Raw genomic sequence first — 15,672 nt, 5'->3', positions numbered from 1 at the left:
TCCTCCGGTTGTTCTTGGAAACGGAAACTATTCGATCAGGCCCGCTTCCTGGTATGCCCGCAGGGCGCCATCGTGGTGCGGCACTGCGGTCTCCCGAGTGAGCAGCGTGGTGTCCAGGTCGGCCATTGCCGGATGGACCGAGCGTATTGAGTCGAGATTGTCGATCAGCGCCTTGGTCAGCGTGTAGGCATCTTCCTCGCTCATCTCCGCGCTGGCGATCAGAACGGCACCCAGAGCCAGGGTCTCGATGGCTTCGGGCTGGTTCTCATAGGAATCGGCGGGAATCGTGAACTCGGCGATCGAGAATTCCTCGGCGATCTGCGCCCTGACATCGGCCGGAATGCTCAGCAGTTTGATGTCGAGTGCGTTCTCGATTTCCCGGATGGAGCTGTGACCGACGAAAACACCGTTCGCGTAGAGATCGACACGACCGTTCTGGAGCAGGCCGGCCTGCTCGGACGAACCGGCCTGAACGACTGCTCCGCCCCATTGGGCGATCGCTTCGTCGTCGGCGCCCGCCGCCGCCATGATGGCAGACGCAATCTGGCCGGTGATATTGCCGGCTCTGTTTACTGTCATACGCACCGGAACCTGCGCGGCAGCAAAATCGTCCACGGAATCGACTTCATGCTCTTCGGCAAAGCTGCGCGTCGTGACGAACTGCATGGGTGCCCAGTCGTAAAGGTAGCCGATCGTGCGTAGATTTTCGATCGGCGCACTGAAGGGCTCGCCACCCTGTGCCGCGATAGCAAGCTCGGCGTCGTGGATAAGTCCGATTTCGGCCCTTCCTTCGCTGATCATTGCGGCATTGGCAAATCCGCCGCCGGTAGTCTGGTAGGTAATCGTCGAGTTTGGATCGTTTGCCTTCACGACGGCATCTAGACCCGCGCCAAGAAGCGTCCAAAGTCCTCCGGGGCTGGCGCCCGCGAGTGTGAGATTGAGCGACTGCGCAGTCGCCGGCAGCACCGGCGCCACGATAAAGGCGAGGGATAGTCCGGTCAGGGTAATTCGCGATAATGGCATCTGTTCCTCCCATTGGAAATCTGAGCTTTTGCAGAAATCTCGCTGCCGGATAGCTCCGCTCCGCGGCCGGCAGGATCAACGTTATGGTTAGTTTCCTAAGCAGTCAAGCGCGATGGTTTCAAAATCCGCCGCGGTCCGGCCGTGATGCGCCCCGGGGGGGTGTATAAGGCCAACGCAGCCAAGACTCATGGGTCTCGACACAGTCCTTGCCGGCTCCCGGAGCCGACAAGGAGAGAAGGGGGCGTCTCGCATTATTCGCCTGGAACCCATGTGCGATTGTAGGCCCCGACCTCCCGGTCGCCATTGATCGAACTCGATCAGGTCCTGGGCGGTGGCGGCCAGAGGCACCAGGCTGGACGCTGCCAGCAGCAGGCCCGTGAAGACATTCCACCGGCGCCGCGCTGTCGATTAATTGAAATTCAACATGGAACTTCCCTCCTCCGGAAGTGGTCTGTGACGATCAGATCGGCGTTCCCCCCTCGCGCCAATTTAATTAGTTTGCTTACTTAGTTATATGTGTCAAGCCACCCGTTGGCCGAATTCCGAGGCAAGGGAACTCTGGGCGATCGCCTTCATGGAGCTGTTCTGGATTGGCAGAATCGGCCTCGTCCATCTTTCGCTCCTGCGGCCTTCGCTTTTGCCTAACTTCGGCCCGGGGTTCCGCATGAACCGGGATTGTGAGGGGAAGCGGTCCGCTTCCATCGGGCTGTGCGCGAGGAAACGAGAAATGTGGCGGGAAGGGCGGTTGCGTTCCTGTCGTGGCGGGAGGAGAGCTGCCGGCTTGCAGATATGTCGTTACAAATCGCAAGGCTGCGACATGCCAGCAGACCTTTCGGCCGCGCGGGCCGAAAGGTCTTTTTGAGGCAGGGATGGGCGGCTTATTCGGCCGCGACCATTTCATTATGATTGACGAGAGTGCGCCAATCAGTCGTTTTGGGGAACACGCCCTCGCGCGACATGATCCGCGAATGCGGCAGCCGGGGCTCTTCAGTGCCGATGGCCTTGCCGCCTTCGGCGACCTTCCGCGCAGCATCGACCATCAGACGACGGAACTCGACGATGGCGAGATCGGATGCCCCGAGGATATCGTTGGTGCGATCGACGATCGGCCCCATGGAAACCCACATGACGATGTCCTGATTGGGAATGCCCAGAACGCCGGTGAAGTTGCCCTGCTTCATCAGCTCGCGATCCTGGAGGAAGTTGTTCTCCAGCGTGCGGCGCGAGCGCCATTTCTCGTCCAGATCGACTCCCTTCTCCGCATGGTTGAACTTGCGCCACTCCTCGGTGGTGGGGCATGCCGTGCCACCCCACGCGATGAAGTGGAAATGCGTGGTCTCGTCGTCGACAGGGACGATGACGCTGGCGACATTGTAGGAGCTGTTGGGCGGAATCAGCGAGTAATATGGCGCAATGAACTCGGTGATGCGCAGGTAGTCATGCGTGGCTGCATTCTTGATCGGCTTGCGGATCGCCGCGTAGTGGAACCCGTAGCTCGTCGTCTGCGTCTGCATGCGCGGCGACTTGTCCGTCGAGGGGCGATACCACGACTTGTCGTCGGCTGCGGCGCCCTCGACCCTGGCCGGCACCATATCGGAGGAGTGCAGGCTCGAGGAATGCGCGCTGTCGATCTGGCCTTCGTGAATCTGCGCCCAGTTCGCAGGAACACGAATCTTCAGGATTGCCAAAGGCGTATCCACGGTAGGAGCAAAGGCGGGCGGGTCGAATTCAGGAACATCTTCCTTGTCGCCGAACCAGGCCCAGACGAATCCGCCCCATTCCTTGACGGGATAGGCGCGGTGGCTCACCTTGTTGAGGAGGGGACTGCCTTCCGGCTCCGACGACATGGCGATGACCTTGCCGTCCACATCCATTTTCCAGCCGTGATAGAGGCAGCGCAAACCGCACTCCTCATTGCGTCCGAATACGAGCGAGGCACGCCGGTGCGGACACAGCTCATCGAGAAGCCCCACGCGGCCATTGGTGTCGCGAAAGGCGACGTACCTCTCCCCGAGTGCCTCGACCAGCAACGGGGTGCCATCCGGCTCGGCGACCTCCTCGATAAGGCAGACCGGTGTCCAGTGCTGGCGCATCAGGCGTCCCATCGGGGCGTTGTTCGATACCCGACACAAAAGATCGTTTTCTTCGGGAGTAAGCATCGTCTCCATCCCTCATTAAGTTAGGAAGCTAAGAGTTTAGTGCATCTCAGTTGCGAAGTCTAGGCATTGACAGAAATTAGTTAGGTAGCTAAGGAACGGAAAAAGGCAAGCTGGATGGTTTTCCCGTGATTATAACCGACGACGATCTTATCACGATGACCGTGAGTTCGCGCCGCGAACTGACGCCGAGTATCGTGGAGTTCGTGCTCAAGCCGGAGGAGGGGATCAGCCTGCCCCAATACGGTCCGGGCGCGCACATAACGGTGGAGACCCCATCGGGGGCAATGCGCCGCTATTCCCTCGTCGGCGGCGAGGCGAACACCTATACGATCGCGGTCAAACGGGAGCCGGAATCGCGCGGCGGCTCCCAATCCATGCATGATGAGGTTGCTGAAGGGAGCAAGCTCCGGGTCGCTCCCCCCGAGAACGAGTTTTCTCTCGGTCCCGCGCCCGACTATCTCCTGATCGCCGGAGGCATCGGCGTTACGCCGATCTATGCAATGGCCAAGCGTCTCAAGGAGCAGGACAAGCCGTTCCGGATAATCTATGTGAGCCGCAGCCCGCAGGATGCCGCCTATCTGGCCGAAATGCGCGAAGCCTTCGGGGACCGGATGATCGTCCATCACGACGAGGGCGATCCCGAGCGAATCTACGATTTCTGGGATCATTTCGAGACACCTCAGCCGACACATGTCTATTGCTGCGGGCCGAAGCCGCTCATGGAGGAGATCAAGGCGATTTCGGGCCATTGGCCCGAGGGACGTGTCCATTTCGAGGATTTCAAACCCGTCGACATCGTCCGCCCCGACGACGTGGCTTTCGATGTGGAATTGGCCAAGTCGGGCAAGACGGTGCACGTTCCTGCCGATCGTTCCATACTCGAGGCCGTACGCGACGCCGGTGTGCGGACCGTCAGCTCCTGCGAAAGCGGAACCTGCGGCTCATGCAAGACCCGCCTTCTTGCCGGTGATGTTGACCATCGCGACATGGTGCTCATGGATGAGGAGAAGGACAAAGCAATCATGATCTGCGTGTCCCGGGCAAACAGCGGGAATCTTGTCGTTGACCTCTGATTCCCCAGCAATTTCGAACCCCATCCGACTGGGCGTGCTAGGGCTGGGGCGGGCGTTCATGCTCATGCTGCCTGCCTTTCGCTCGGATCCCCGTATCCGCCTCGTGGCCGCCTGTGCGCCGCGAGAAGCCTCGCGGCGTGCTTTTCAGGCGGAATTCGGTGGCCGCGTCTACGAGAATGTGGAGGGGCTCTGCGCCGATCCCGAGGTGGAAGTGGTGTACATCGCCACACCGCACCAGATGCATGCTGACCATGCGGTAGCGGTCGCCGCGGCCGGCAAACATATCCTGCTAGACAAGCCGTTGGCCGTGGAGATGGCGGACGGACGGCGCATCGTCGAGGCGGCCGAGAAAGCGGGCGTCGACGTGATCGTCGGCCCCAGCCACAGCTTTGATCGTCCCGTGCAACAGGCGGGGGAACTGATCCGCAGCGGCGAACTTGGCCGGATTCGCATGATTCAAGCTTTTAACTACACCGATTTCCTCTATCGGCCGCGGCGGCCGGAAGAATTGCGCACAAGCGAAGGCGGGGGCGTCATTTTCAGCCAAGGCGTACATCAGATCGATGTCGTGAGGTTCCTCGCCGGAGGCGTGGGGACCCGGCTGGCGGCGATGACCGGCGCCTGGGACCCCGATCGTCCCACCGAAGGCGCATACAGCGCTTTGATGAGCTTTCAAAACGGGTGCTTCGCGACCTTCACATATTCGGGTTACGCGCATTTCGACAGCGACATCTGGATGGACGGGATCGGAGAGCTCGGGCAACGGAAATCGCCCCAGGGCTATGGCGCGGCGCGCAGGACGCTGGCGACGGTGCTCGATGCGCAGCAGGAAGCTGCGCTCAAGACGACCCGTACATACGGTGCCGGCGACGCACCCAAGCCGGCGGACCAGTATGAACATTTCGGACCGATCGTTGTGCTGTGCGATCGCGGGGACATTCGCCTGGTTCCCTCTGGATTGCACGTTTATGGCGACTTTGAACAGAAATTCGTGCCCGCGCCGACGTTCGAGACAGCGCGCACCGAAGTCATCGATGCGCTGGTCCAGACCGTCCGGCACGGACATCCGGCCGTACAGTCCGCCAGATGGGGTCTGGCGAGCCTTGAAGCTTGCCACGCCATCATCCGTTCCGCAGAGACAGGGACTTTCGTCGACCTCGTCGAGCAGGTGCCCGTATAACAATGAGGGGAGAATAAATGAGCAATCTCAATCTATCGCTTGCCATGGGTGATTACGACCGGACCCGGCCGATCTATGACGGCCGGGTGAAGATCGACGGGGTCGATCCGGTCTGCATGCTGCTTTCGCCCGAGGAGATGTTCTTCAGGGCATTCCGGCACCAGGCGTTCGACATCAGCGAGCTTTCGCTCTCTTCCTATTCGATCTCGGTCGCACGCGGAGAGCCCCATTATGTTGCGGTTCCCATATTCCTCTCGCGTGCGTTCCGCCACACGTCCATATACATCCGCACCGACAAGGGCATTTCCACGCCGGCGGACCTTCGCGGACGCCGTATCGGAATCGCGGAATACCAGCTATCGGCCAATGTCTGGGTGCGTGGAATTCTCAAGGACGAGTACGGCCTCGGCGCCGAGGACATCGTCTGGGTCCGCGGCGGCATGAATACGGCGGGGCGTCCCGAAAAGATCAAGGTCGACCTGCCGCCGAACGTGAAGGTCGAGGAAGCCCCTCAGGGCGCCACGCTGAACGCCATGCTTGCCGCTGGCGAGATAGACGGGTTCATAGGGCCGCGCGCGCCTCTGTGCTACGACGAGGAACACCCGCATGTGGGGCGCCTGTTCACCGACTCGATCGGCGCGGCCGAGGACTATTTCAGGCGCACCGCCATCTTCCCCATCATGCACGTTCTGGGTGTGCGGCGCCGTCTGGCAGACGAGCATCCGTGGCTGCCGGGAGCACTGCTGAAGGCTTTCACCCGCTCGAAGGCGATGTCGGATGCTGCGCTGGCGGATACTTCTGCAACGAAGGTCACCATGCCGTTCGTCGAAGACAATCTTCGTCGCGCTCGCAACCTGATGGGCAACGATATATGGTCCTACGGCGTCGATCAGAACAGAAAGGTCCTCGAGACGTTTCTCGGCTATCACTATGAGCAGGGGCTCTCTCCCCGAAAGGTCGATGTGAACGAGCTCTTTCACCCTGCGACCCTAGAAAGCTTCAGTCTCTGAACCATGACGAAATTTGTGCCAGGCGACATAGTCGAAGTCGAAACACCGCGTGGACATGCCTATGTCCAGGTTACCCACAATCATCCCTCCTACCCCGAGGTGGTGCGGGCTCTTGCCGGACCATACGAACAGGGCGCGGATGCGGCCACCCTTGCCAGGCTCGATACGCGCTTTATCGCCATGATCCCCTTGGCCGCAGCCGTCGACATGGGATCCGTTTCTGCGCGCCTGATGGGCAACGCTCCCGTACCGGACGCGCTGAAGGCTTTCCCCAAGTTCAAGATGTCGATACTCGACAAACATGAGGGCAAGCGGGAGAACGTGGCCTATTGGTGGTTCTGGGATGGCGATACGCTCAGCTACGACGTCGATCCTGGGCCTGAAATCGAGGATATACCCCCGCGTGAGGTCATGTCGATCGAGGAATTTGTGAGGACAATCAGTCCGCCGTAAGCTTCGGGAGCGGTGGAGGCCAAGAGTGGGATGTTAACCCAGATGGACGTCTTCGTCGAGGTGCTTCAAAATATTATTTTGAATTGATTTCAAATATTGAAGCAAGAGACCACGTTCATTGATGGAGAAATCTTCAACAGATGCATCTACGACCTCCTTCGCAAGTGGCATAAGGATATTTTCCAACTCGCGTCCGCGACCGGTCAAAAAGACATTTATTTTTCGTCGGTCCTCGTCGTTTCGCTTTCTCTGAACTAATCCAGAAGCTTCCATCGTTCTGATTGCGCTCAATGTCGTCGGCTCCATAGTGCCGACCAAAAGGGACAATTCTCGCTGAGTTTGCCCGTCCTTGTGCCACAAGGCGCGTAGAAAATACCACATGCCGGGTGTTACCCCATACGGCGCAATCTTCTGGTGGAGGAGCCGCTGTATAAGCCGATGAGTAAGGCGAGCTTGGTAGCCGACACTTTGCTCGAAAGGCAATTTGATGTTTTGAGGTGCTTTGCCAGCCACAGCGTTCTGGTCTTTCTGCTCATCAGTCGAGCCTTTGTCCCTCGGAGTTCCACTCTGAAAAGCGGTTGGAGTGGCTCGGCTTCCGCATTCATGAGCTATATTCGAGCCCACAACGCGTAATCTAGCTTTTGATTCGTTGCTCCAGTTCGAGTGACGTTAATAAATATCTCTTACTGGTAGGTTATCGCCCTGAGCTACTCCCCGAAAATGGGACGCTGACGTAAGCTAGGAATTGTTGTCTGCTGGTCTTCGACGATGGAGATCAGAGATGTCGAAACGCAAGCAGCATTCGCCCGAGTTCAAGGCGAAGGTCGCCCTGGAAGCATTGAAGGGCGAAGAGACGGTATCGGAATTGGCGAGCCGGTTCGGAATTCACCCCACGATGATCCACCAATGGAAACGGGCGTTGCTCGAAGGGGCATCGGGTGTGTTCGAGCGCGGCGGGCGCAAAAGGCCTGAGATTGACGATGAACAGGTCAAGGATCTGCATGCCAAGATCGGAGAGCTGGCCGTCGCCAACGATTTTTTGTCCAGAAAGCTCAAGCCTTGGGGCGGGAAGTGAGGCGAGGGATGATAGAACCTGATCACCCCGTGCTCTCAATTGGCAAACAGTGCACGCTGCTGTCGATCGCGCGCTCTTCGTTCTACTACACGCCGAAAGGCGAGACCGAGATCAACCTTGCCCTGATGCGCAGGATCGATGGGCAATTCCTGGAGACGCCCTTCTTCGGAGTCCGGCAGATGACCTGGCACCTGCGCAATGAAGGTCACGTGATAAACGAGAAGCGCGTGCGTCGGCTGATGCGGCTCATGGGCCTGATGCCGATTTATCAGAAGCCCAATACCTCGAGACCAGCCAAGGGGCACAAGATCTGGCCCTATCTTCTGAAGGGGTTGAGGGTGGAGCGCCCGAACCAGGCCTGGGCTGCGGATATCACGTATTTACCGATGCGCCGGGGCTTTCTCTACCTGGTGGCCATCATGGACTGGCACACCCGCAAGGTCTTGGCATGGCGCATCTCGAACACGCTGGAGGCAGACTTCTGCATCGAGGCGTTGAACGAGGCGGTCCACAAGTTCGGTCCGCCCGAGATCATGAACACCGATCAGGGGAGCCAGTTCACGTCCTTTGCCTGGACCGATCGGTTGCGACGAATGGGGGTGCGCATCTCCATGGATGGCAAGGGCCGGTTCCTCGACAACATCTTTGTCGAGCGGCTCTGGAGAACCCTCAAATACGAATGCGTCTACCTGCACGCCTGGGAGACCGGGTCACAGGCCCGCGCCGGCGTCCGCGAATGGGTGGACTTCTATAATAACCGACGCCCTCATTCCGCCCTTGGCGGAAAACCGCCTGCCGTGATCTATTGGCAGCGCATTGACCAAAACCAACCCGACCAGCAGGTGCAACGAGTAGCTTAATTTACGCCAAAAGCTGTCCAACGATTGGGGAGTAGCTCACACACTCGCGGCTCGGCTGGCTCACCCCAACCGAATACGCAACCACCTTTACCCCATGACGGGACCTGGCGCTGCGCTCAATGGCCAGCTCCACGCCAGCCCCCGTCTTCCACCAGGCTCAGCAGGGCCAAAACAACCCCCGGAGTCTACGTCACGCTGGATAAAAGATGGGGGCAACGTCATCTGGAACGCACCCTACAATGGTCCTCATCCCAATTTGACGAATAGCTTTTGTGATACAAAATGCGGAATATTGTGTTACACGTAGGTTGTGGAAAACGTATCATACTGTTTATTGTCCAAGCTTACGACGAGGGTTCGATTCCCTTCACCCGCTCCAGTCTTCATAGGCCGATCTTGGATTTTCGGCGCAGTCTTTGAGGAACGCCGCCTGCTCAAGGGTTCCGTCCGGCAATCTGGATAACACCGGCGGAATTTTCCGGCTTTGATCGATAAATCTCTTACCTGTCACTCTCGTCCCAAAGCGGACTGATCCATGGCTCGCCATTTTCCGGCGCAAGCGCGGGCTTGCCCAGAATATGGTCGGACGCTTTTTCGCCGACCATGATCGAGGGTGCGTTGAGATTGCCGTTGGTGATGCGCGGAAAGACCGAGGAATCGGCGACACGCAGGCCTTCGACTCCGATCACCTTGCAGTGCGGATCGACCACGGCCATGGGATCGTCGGCCTGGCCCATCCTGCAGGTGCCGCAGGGGTGGTAGGCGCTTTCGGCATGATCGCGGATATGGGCGTCCAGCGCATCATCGGACTGGACGGTTTCACCGGGCAGGATTTCCTTGCCGCGATAGGGATCGAAGGCAGGCTGAGCGAAAATCTCGCGGGTCAGCCGGATGCAGTGCCGGAAATCCGCCCAATCCTGGGGATCGGACATGTAGTTGAAAAAGATTTTTGGGGCCTCGCCCGGATCGGCCGAGTTGAGCGTCACAGAGCCTCGCGATTTCGAGCGCATCGGCCCGACATGAGCCTGAAACCCGTGACCTTCGGCGGCAGCCTGGCCGTCATAGCGCACGGCGATGGGTAGGAAATGGTACTGGATATCGGGGTATTCGACGCCGGCCCGTGAACGCACGAAGGCAGCACTTTCGAACTGGTTGGAGGCACCGGGGCCAGTCTTGAAGAACAGCCATTGCGCGCCGACAAGCGCCTTGCCCAGCAGGTTCCAGTGCTTGAAGAGCGTTATGGGCTGAGTGCAGGCCTGTTGGATATAGAGTTCGAGGTGGTCCTGCAGGTTCTGGCCGACGCCGGGCCGATCGGCGACGACATCGATGCCATGCTGTTTGAGATGGGCGGAGGGGCCGATGCCGGAAAGCATGAGCAGTTTGGGCGAGTTGATTGCCGAAGCGGAAACGATCACCTCCCGGTCGGCAAAGACAGTCTCGATCTTGCCGCCCCGCTCGATCTCGACGCCAACGGCGCGGCCATTCTCGATCACTACCTTGCGGGCAAAGCAGCGCACGAGTTCGAGATTGTCGCGCTTGAGGGCGGGTTTGAGGTAGGCATTGGCCGCCGACCAGCGTCGGCCTTTCCAGACCGTCTGTTCCATGGGGCCAAAGCCTTCCTGCTTTTGCCCGTTATAGTCGTCGGTTGTTTCGAACCCGGCCTGCTTGCCGGCTTCGACGAAGGTTTTGAACAGGGGGTTGTCGCGCCGGCCGCGCGTGACGTGGAGCGGTCCGTCCTTGCCGCGCCAGTCGGGATCACCGCCGTGCCCCCCCGCATGCCAATGCTCCATGCGCTTGAAGTAGGGCAGTACATCGGCAAAGCTCCAGCCGGCTGCTCCGGCTTCGGCCCAATGGTCGAAATCGCGTGCATGGCCGCGCACATAGACCATGCCGTTGATCGAGGACGAACCGCCGATCACCTTGCCACGCGGCGTCGCCAGCCGGCGTCCACCCAGGCCGGGCTCGGGTTCGGATTTGAACCCCCAGTCGTAGCGCGACATGCTCATGGGGTAGCTCAAGGCGCCGGGCATCTGGATGAGCGGCCCGATATCGGTGCCGCCATATTCGAGCACGATGACCTTGTGCTTGCCGTCCTCGCTGAGGCGGTGTGCCATGGCCGAACCGGCCGAGCCCGAGCCGATAATGACGAAATCTGCACGCATGTCCGGCCCCCTCAGAACGCGGCTTCGACGTCGCCCATGGCGACATAGACCGACTTGATCTGCGAATAGTGCTCGATAGCCGCGCGCGCGTTTTCGCGGCCCACGCCCGAATGTTTGACGCCGCCAAAGGGCATTTCCACCGGCGTGAGATTGTAGGTGTTGATCCAGCATGTTCCCGCTTCGAGCGCGGCGACGGTACGATGGGCGCGGGTGATGTCTTTTGTGAACACACCTGCCGCCAGACCGAAATCGCTGCCATTGGCGCGTGCGATCACTTCGTCTTCGCTGGCAAACGAGAGAACCGAGAGCACCGGCCCGAAAATCTCCTCGCGCGCGATGCGCATGTCGTCGGTGACGCCGGTGAAGAGGGTCGGTTCGACATAGAACCCGGCGGCGGCGAAGTCCCGCGGCACGCTGCCGCCGAATTCGAGTCGGGCGCCCTCGGCTTTGCCGATCTCGATATAGGAAAGAACCCTGTCGCGCTGGGCGGCGGAGACGAGAGGTCCGATCTGAGTCGCTTCGTCTCGCGGATCCCCGATCACCGCCCTGGCAGTGCGTTCGGTAAGGCGGGCCACGAACTGGTCGTGAACCGCCTCATGGACAAATACGCGCGTGCCGTTCGAGCAGATCTGGCCGCTGGAATAGAAATTGGCGTTGATCGCCGCGCTGACGGCGTTTTCGATATCGGCATCCTCGAACACGATGAGGGGCGACTTGCCGCCCAGCTCCATCGTTACGTGGCGTATGCCTTCGGCTGCTGCTGCATAAACTTTGCGTCCGGTGGGGACCGAGCCGGTGAGCGACACCTTGGCGGTGCGCGGGTCAGTGGCGAGAGCCGCGCCGACATCGCCATAGCCCTGGATGACATTGAACAGGCCCGCGGGCGCGCCGGCTTCGACGAAGATTTCGGCCAGCTTCAGCGCACACAGCGGGGTGAGTTCGGAGGGTTTGAACACCATGGCATTGCCGCAGGCCAGTGCGGGGGCGGCCTTCCAGGCGGCGATCTGGGTGGGGTAGTTCCAGGCGCCGATGCCGACGCAGACGCCGAGCGGTTCGCGGCGGGTATAGGCGAAATCATCGCCCAGAGGGATGGCTTCGCCATTGATCGTCGGTGCAATGCCGCCGAAAAATTCCAGAGCTTCCGCGCCCGAAGTGGCATCGGCGACCAGGGTTTCCTGGATCGGTTTGCCGGTGTCGAGGGTTTCGAGTTCGCTCAGTTCCTGATTGCGCGCCGTGATGATGTCGGCGGCGCGGCGCAGGACGCGGCCGCGCGCCACGGGCGTGAGGGTGGCCCATTGCTTTTGAGCGCGATGGGCGGACTCGAGAGCCTTGTCGATGATGGCGGGCGTTGCCGAATGGAGCGTGGCGATCACCTCGCCGGTCGCCGGAAAGATGCAGTCGATGGGCCGGCCGGCATTGTCTTCGACATAGGCGCCGTCGATAAAATGGCTGGCTTTGGGCTGAGCGTTGATCATTGTTCGCCTCGGGGAAAGCGTTTGGAGTCTTCGAGGTGGTTGAGGTCCATGTGATTGCGCATGTAGCGCTCCGAAGCGCGCTGGAGCGGTTCGAAATCCCACGGGAAGTATGTGCCGTTGCGCAGCGCGTCATAGACAACGTGCCGCCGTGCCTGGCTCTGGCGGATCTCGGCGTCGAAGGCTTTGAGGTCCCAGAATTCGGACGCCATGGATTTCAGGCACGCCAAGGTTTCCGCGTGCCGGGGGTCCGATGCGAGATTGGTGAGTTCGTGCGGATCGGTTTCGAGGTCGAACAGCAGATCGGGATCGAGCACGCAGCTTATGAATTTCCAGCGGCCCTCGACGATGCCGACGAGCGGGGCATAGGACGCCTCTGCGGCGTATTCCATGCGGACCGGGGTCGTGCGGACGCCGCCCCGCGCCAGTGGCATGAGCGTTTCGCCGTCGGTCCACGGGGTCACTTCGCCCAGTTCGATACCGACGAGATCGGCTAGGGTTGGGGTGACGTCGAGGGTGGAGACAGCCGTATCGACGCGGCGGGGCTCGAGGCCCGGCGCCGCAACCATCAGCGGAACGCGCGAGGACCCTTCGAAAAAGCTCATCTTGAACCACAAGCCCTTTTCGCCAAGCATGTCGCCATGGTCGGAGACAAAAACGATGATGGTGTTTTCGGTCTGGCCGGTCGCGTCCAGCACCTCGAGAATGTTGCCGATCTTGTCGTCGAGATAGGAGATATTGGCATAATAGGCGCGCCGCGATTTGCGGATGTCGTCGGTCCCGATGTCGAACGATCGCCAATCATTGGCGTCAAAGATCCGCTGCGAATGCGGGTCGAGGTCGTCATAGGGAATGGCGGGCACCTTGGGGTCAAGATGGGCGCAGTCCTCGTAGAGATCCCAGTATTTGCGCCGGGCGACATAGGGGTCGTGCGGATGGGTGAAGCTGGCGGTCAGCATCCAGGGACGATCGTCATTGCCCCGCGCATTATCGTATAGCTTGGCGACGGCCTGGAAGGCAACATCGTCGTCATATTCGAGCTGGTTGGAAATCTCGGCCACCCCGGCGCCCGTCACCGAGCCCAGATTGTGATACCACCAGTCGATGCGCTCGCCGGGTTTGCGATAGTCGGGCGTCCAGCCGAAATCGGCGGGATAGATGTCGGTCGTCAGGCGCTCCTCGAACCCGTGGAGCTGGTCGGGACCGACGAAATGCATCTTGCCCGAGAGCGCCGTGCGGTACCCGGCGCGCCGCAGGTGATGGGCGTAGGTGGGGATGTCGGACGCGAACTCGGCTGCGTTGTCGTAAACGCGCGTGCCGCGCGGCAACTGCCCCGACATGTAGCTCGCCCGGCCCGGTGCGCACAAAGGCGACGCGGTATAGGTGTTGGCAAACCGCACCGAGCGTTGCGCCAGTGCCTTGAGATTGGGCGTATGCAGCCAGTCGGCCGGGCCGTCGGGAAACAGGGTCCCGTTGAGCTGGTCGACCATGAGAACGAGGATGTTGGGGCGGGCCGTCAAGTGCGTCCTTTCCGTTCGAGCCAGAGGTCGAGATAGTCCCGGACCATGTCGCGGGTGGCGCCACGGTCCGGAACGTCGTCCTGGAGCGCGTGGCGGATATAAAAGCCGTCGATCAGGGAGGCCAGGCCCTGCGCTACTGCCTGCGCGGTCGCATCGTCGAACAGTTGGCGCAGGTTGAAAACCAGGTTCGAATGCAGCCGGCGGGCATAGACCTGCAGCAGGCGGCGGGTGTCCTTCGATTGCAGGGCGCGCACGTAAAAGGCCAGCCAGGCCGCGACGATCTCGCGCTCGAACTGGCTCTCCTCGAAACTCGCATCGATGATCGCATCGATCCGCTCCCGGGGACCTTTTGCGGTTTCCAGCCGTTGGGCGACCGAAAGCCGGAAAGTCTCCAATACATGGCGCATGGCGGCGAGAAAGATTTTATCCTTGGAACCAAAGTAATGGTGCGCCAGGGCCGAAGACATTCCTGCACGTTTTGCAATCTGGCTGACAGTAACGTCGAGCGTTCCGGCCTCTCCAATCTCGGCAATCGTTGCCGAAATCAAAGCCTTTCTGCGCAGGATCGGCATGCCTTTGCTGGCCATATTTTCCACCAATATCAGAAACTGGGTTTACATCTCCTCATATTTTGTTTTTGATTGACCAGTCAATCAACAATTTCACACCGCATCACCAAGGAGATGGTAATGATCAAACACGCCGCTACGCTGACCAGCGCGCTCGCGCTTTCGCTGGTCTCGAGCGCTGCGTTCGCTCAGGCTCAGTGCACATCGGTCTCGTTTTCGGATGTCGGCTGGACCGACATCACCACCACGACCTCGGCCACAAAGCAGGTGCTCGAAGCGCTTGGATATGACGTCAACGTCCGCGTTCTCTCGGTTCCGGTAACCTTTGCTTCGCTCGAGAGCGACGACGTCGACGTGTTTCTGGGCAACTGGATGCCCAGCCAGCAGGCCGCTATCCAGCCCTATCTCGACAGCGGTGAAATCGAATCCGTGTCGGCCAATCTCGAGGGCACGAAATACAATCTGGCAGTCCCCACCTACACCTATGAAAAGGGCCTGCAGACCTATGACGACATCGCAGATTTTGCTGAAGAGCTCGATTCGACGATCTACGGCATCGAGCCGGGCAATGAAGCCAACACCTATCTGGTTGGCCTGATCGAGGAAGGCGCCCACGGTCTTGGCGATTTCGAAGTTCGCGAAAGCTCCGAACAGGGCATGCTCCTGGAGGTCGGGAGGGCCGTCGAGCGTGACGAGGACATCGTGTTCCTTGGCTGGGAGCCGCACCCGATGAATTCCAATTTCGACATGAGCTATGTCGAGGGCGGTGAAGAGTTCTTCGGCGGCGAGGGCAACGTCTATACCGTCACCCGCACCGGATTTGTCGAAGAATGCCCGAACCTTGGCACCTTCCTTGAAAACCTCAGCTTCACGCTGCCTATGGAAAACCAGATCATGGGGATGATCCTCGACGAGGGCATGGATCCTGACGCGGCCACCATGGAGTGGATGCAGAACAATCCCGACCTGGCGCTGAGCTGGCTCGATGGCGTGACCACCGTCGACGGTGGCGATGCCGAGGCCGCGGTGCGCGAAGCGCTCGACCTTTAAGGCCGGCGCACGAGACGGCCCGGCTCAACCAGCCGGGCCGGTTATCTGATTTTACAATTATTGCGG

At 60.1% G+C, this 15,672-nt stretch carries 13 protein-coding genes; 6 read left to right on the top strand and 7 right to left on the bottom strand.

Going from position 1 to position 15,672, the window contains the following annotated elements; translation table 11 throughout:
• Nucleotides 1-27: 27 nt before the first annotated feature.
• Both V6617_RS14705 and V6617_RS14700 read right to left on the bottom strand, forming a co-directional pair.
• The gene (locus V6617_RS14705) at nt 28-1,023 is read right to left on the bottom strand and encodes a TAXI family TRAP transporter solute-binding subunit (RefSeq protein ID WP_220305749.1); all 996 of its coding nucleotides are present in this window, start codon (nt 1,021-1,023) and stop codon (nt 28-30) included.
• Nucleotides 1,024-1,901: 878 nt separating this feature from the next.
• Nucleotides 1,902-3,128 (bottom strand): Rieske 2Fe-2S domain-containing protein, encoded by a 1,227-nt coding sequence (locus V6617_RS14700; RefSeq protein WP_338607701.1) that lies wholly within the window; start codon nt 3,126-3,128, stop codon nt 1,902-1,904.
• A 179-nt stretch (nt 3,129-3,307) separates the two neighbouring features.
• Here V6617_RS14700 and V6617_RS14695 point away from each other — a divergent pair, with 179 nt between their 5' ends.
• The 4 genes from V6617_RS14695 to V6617_RS14680 are packed head-to-tail and all read left to right on the top strand — an operon-like array spanning nt 3,308 to nt 6,898.
• Complete coding sequence (locus V6617_RS14695; protein WP_309207452.1) at nt 3,308-4,255, top strand: PDR/VanB family oxidoreductase; 948 nt, start codon at nt 3,308-3,310, stop codon at nt 4,253-4,255.
• A 58-nt stretch (nt 4,256-4,313) separates the two neighbouring features.
• Nucleotides 4,314-5,435, top strand: coding sequence for a Gfo/Idh/MocA family protein (locus tag V6617_RS14690; protein ID WP_220305747.1), 1,122 nt, complete (start codon nt 4,314-4,316; stop codon nt 5,433-5,435).
• Nucleotides 5,436-5,452: 17 nt separating this feature from the next.
• On the top strand, nt 5,453-6,445 hold the full coding sequence (locus V6617_RS14685) for an ABC transporter substrate-binding protein (protein ID WP_220305746.1): 993 nt from the start codon (nt 5,453-5,455) through the stop codon (nt 6,443-6,445).
• A gap of 3 nt (nt 6,446-6,448) precedes the next feature.
• Nucleotides 6,449-6,898, top strand: a complete 450-nt coding sequence (locus V6617_RS14680) for a hypothetical protein (protein WP_309207449.1) — start codon at nt 6,449-6,451, stop codon at nt 6,896-6,898.
• Nucleotides 6,899-6,931: 33 nt separating this feature from the next.
• Here V6617_RS14680 and V6617_RS14675 read toward each other — a convergent pair whose 3' ends face one another.
• Nucleotides 6,932-7,411 carry a MarR family winged helix-turn-helix transcriptional regulator gene (locus V6617_RS14675; protein ID WP_220305744.1) on the bottom strand — a complete coding sequence of 160 codons (480 nt, stop codon included), beginning with the start codon at nt 7,409-7,411 and terminating at the stop codon, nt 6,932-6,934.
• A gap of 268 nt (nt 7,412-7,679) precedes the next feature.
• On the opposite strand from V6617_RS14675, the gene V6617_RS14670 reads away from it, so the two are divergent.
• A protein-coding gene (locus V6617_RS14670) for an IS3 family transposase (protein WP_220303547.1) occupies nt 7,680-8,833 on the top strand; the annotation gives its coding sequence in 2 pieces (ribosomal slippage) (nt 7,680-7,952 and nt 7,955-8,833; 1,152 coding nt in all).
• 500 nt (nt 8,834-9,333) lie between these two features.
• On the opposite strand, the gene betA is transcribed toward V6617_RS14670, so the two are convergent.
• From betA to betI, 4 genes are read right to left on the bottom strand one after another with little or no spacing between them, the layout of a single operon-like run.
• Nucleotides 9,334-10,995 (bottom strand): choline dehydrogenase, encoded by a 1,662-nt coding sequence (betA, locus tag V6617_RS14665; protein ID WP_338607700.1) that lies wholly within the window; start codon nt 10,993-10,995, stop codon nt 9,334-9,336.
• A gap of 11 nt (nt 10,996-11,006) precedes the next feature.
• On the bottom strand, nt 11,007-12,467 hold the full coding sequence (gene betB / locus V6617_RS14660) for a betaine-aldehyde dehydrogenase (RefSeq protein ID WP_338610734.1): 1,461 nt from the start codon (nt 12,465-12,467) through the stop codon (nt 11,007-11,009).
• The gene (betC, locus tag V6617_RS14655) at nt 12,467-13,957 is read right to left on the bottom strand and encodes a choline-sulfatase (RefSeq protein WP_338610733.1); all 1,491 of its coding nucleotides are present in this window, start codon (nt 13,955-13,957) and stop codon (nt 12,467-12,469) included. The genes betB and betC overlap by 1 nt, the downstream gene beginning before the upstream one ends.
• A gap of 26 nt (nt 13,958-13,983) precedes the next feature.
• Entirely contained in the window at nt 13,984-14,574 is a 591-nt protein-coding gene (gene betI / locus V6617_RS14650) for a transcriptional regulator BetI (RefSeq protein WP_338607699.1), read from the bottom strand.
• A gap of 102 nt (nt 14,575-14,676) precedes the next feature.
• Here betI and choX point away from each other — a divergent pair, with 102 nt between their 5' ends.
• Nucleotides 14,677-15,606 (top strand): choline ABC transporter substrate-binding protein, encoded by a 930-nt coding sequence (gene choX / locus V6617_RS14645; protein ID WP_338607698.1) that lies wholly within the window; start codon nt 14,677-14,679, stop codon nt 15,604-15,606.
• The last annotated feature ends 66 nt before the right edge of the window (nt 15,607-15,672 follow it).

It is taken from the genome of Pelagibacterium nitratireducens (assembly GCF_037044555.1).
GTDB lineage: Bacteria > Pseudomonadota > Alphaproteobacteria > Rhizobiales > Devosiaceae > Pelagibacterium > Pelagibacterium nitratireducens.
This window is presented reverse-complemented; position numbering and strand designations above follow the sequence as displayed.

What these genes read in the sequence shown, in the direction of transcription:
- choX (WP_338607698.1), top strand. Translation starts at nt 14,677, where the DNA reads ATGATCAAACACGCCGCTACGCTGACCAGCGCGCTCGCGCTTTCGCTG.
- betA (WP_338607700.1), bottom strand. Translation starts at nt 10,995, where the DNA reads ATGCGTGCAGATTTCGTCATTATCGGCTCGGGCTCGGCCGGTTCGGCC.
- V6617_RS14680 (WP_309207449.1), top strand. Translation starts at nt 6,449, where the DNA reads ATGACGAAATTTGTGCCAGGCGACATAGTCGAAGTCGAAACACCGCGT.
- V6617_RS14685 (WP_220305746.1), top strand. Translation starts at nt 5,453, where the DNA reads ATGAGCAATCTCAATCTATCGCTTGCCATGGGTGATTACGACCGGACC.
- V6617_RS14700 (WP_338607701.1), bottom strand. Translation starts at nt 3,128, where the DNA reads ATGGGACGCCTGATGCGCCAGCACTGGACACCGGTCTGCCTTATCGAG.
- V6617_RS14690 (WP_220305747.1), top strand. Translation starts at nt 4,314, where the DNA reads ATGCTCATGCTGCCTGCCTTTCGCTCGGATCCCCGTATCCGCCTCGTG.
- betC (WP_338610733.1), bottom strand. Translation starts at nt 13,957, where the DNA reads ATGGTCGACCAGCTCAACGGGACCCTGTTTCCCGACGGCCCGGCCGAC.
- betI (WP_338607699.1), bottom strand. Translation starts at nt 14,574, where the DNA reads ATGGCCAGCAAAGGCATGCCGATCCTGCGCAGAAAGGCTTTGATTTCG.
- V6617_RS14705 (WP_220305749.1), bottom strand. Translation starts at nt 1,023, where the DNA reads ATGCCATTATCGCGAATTACCCTGACCGGACTATCCCTCGCCTTTATC.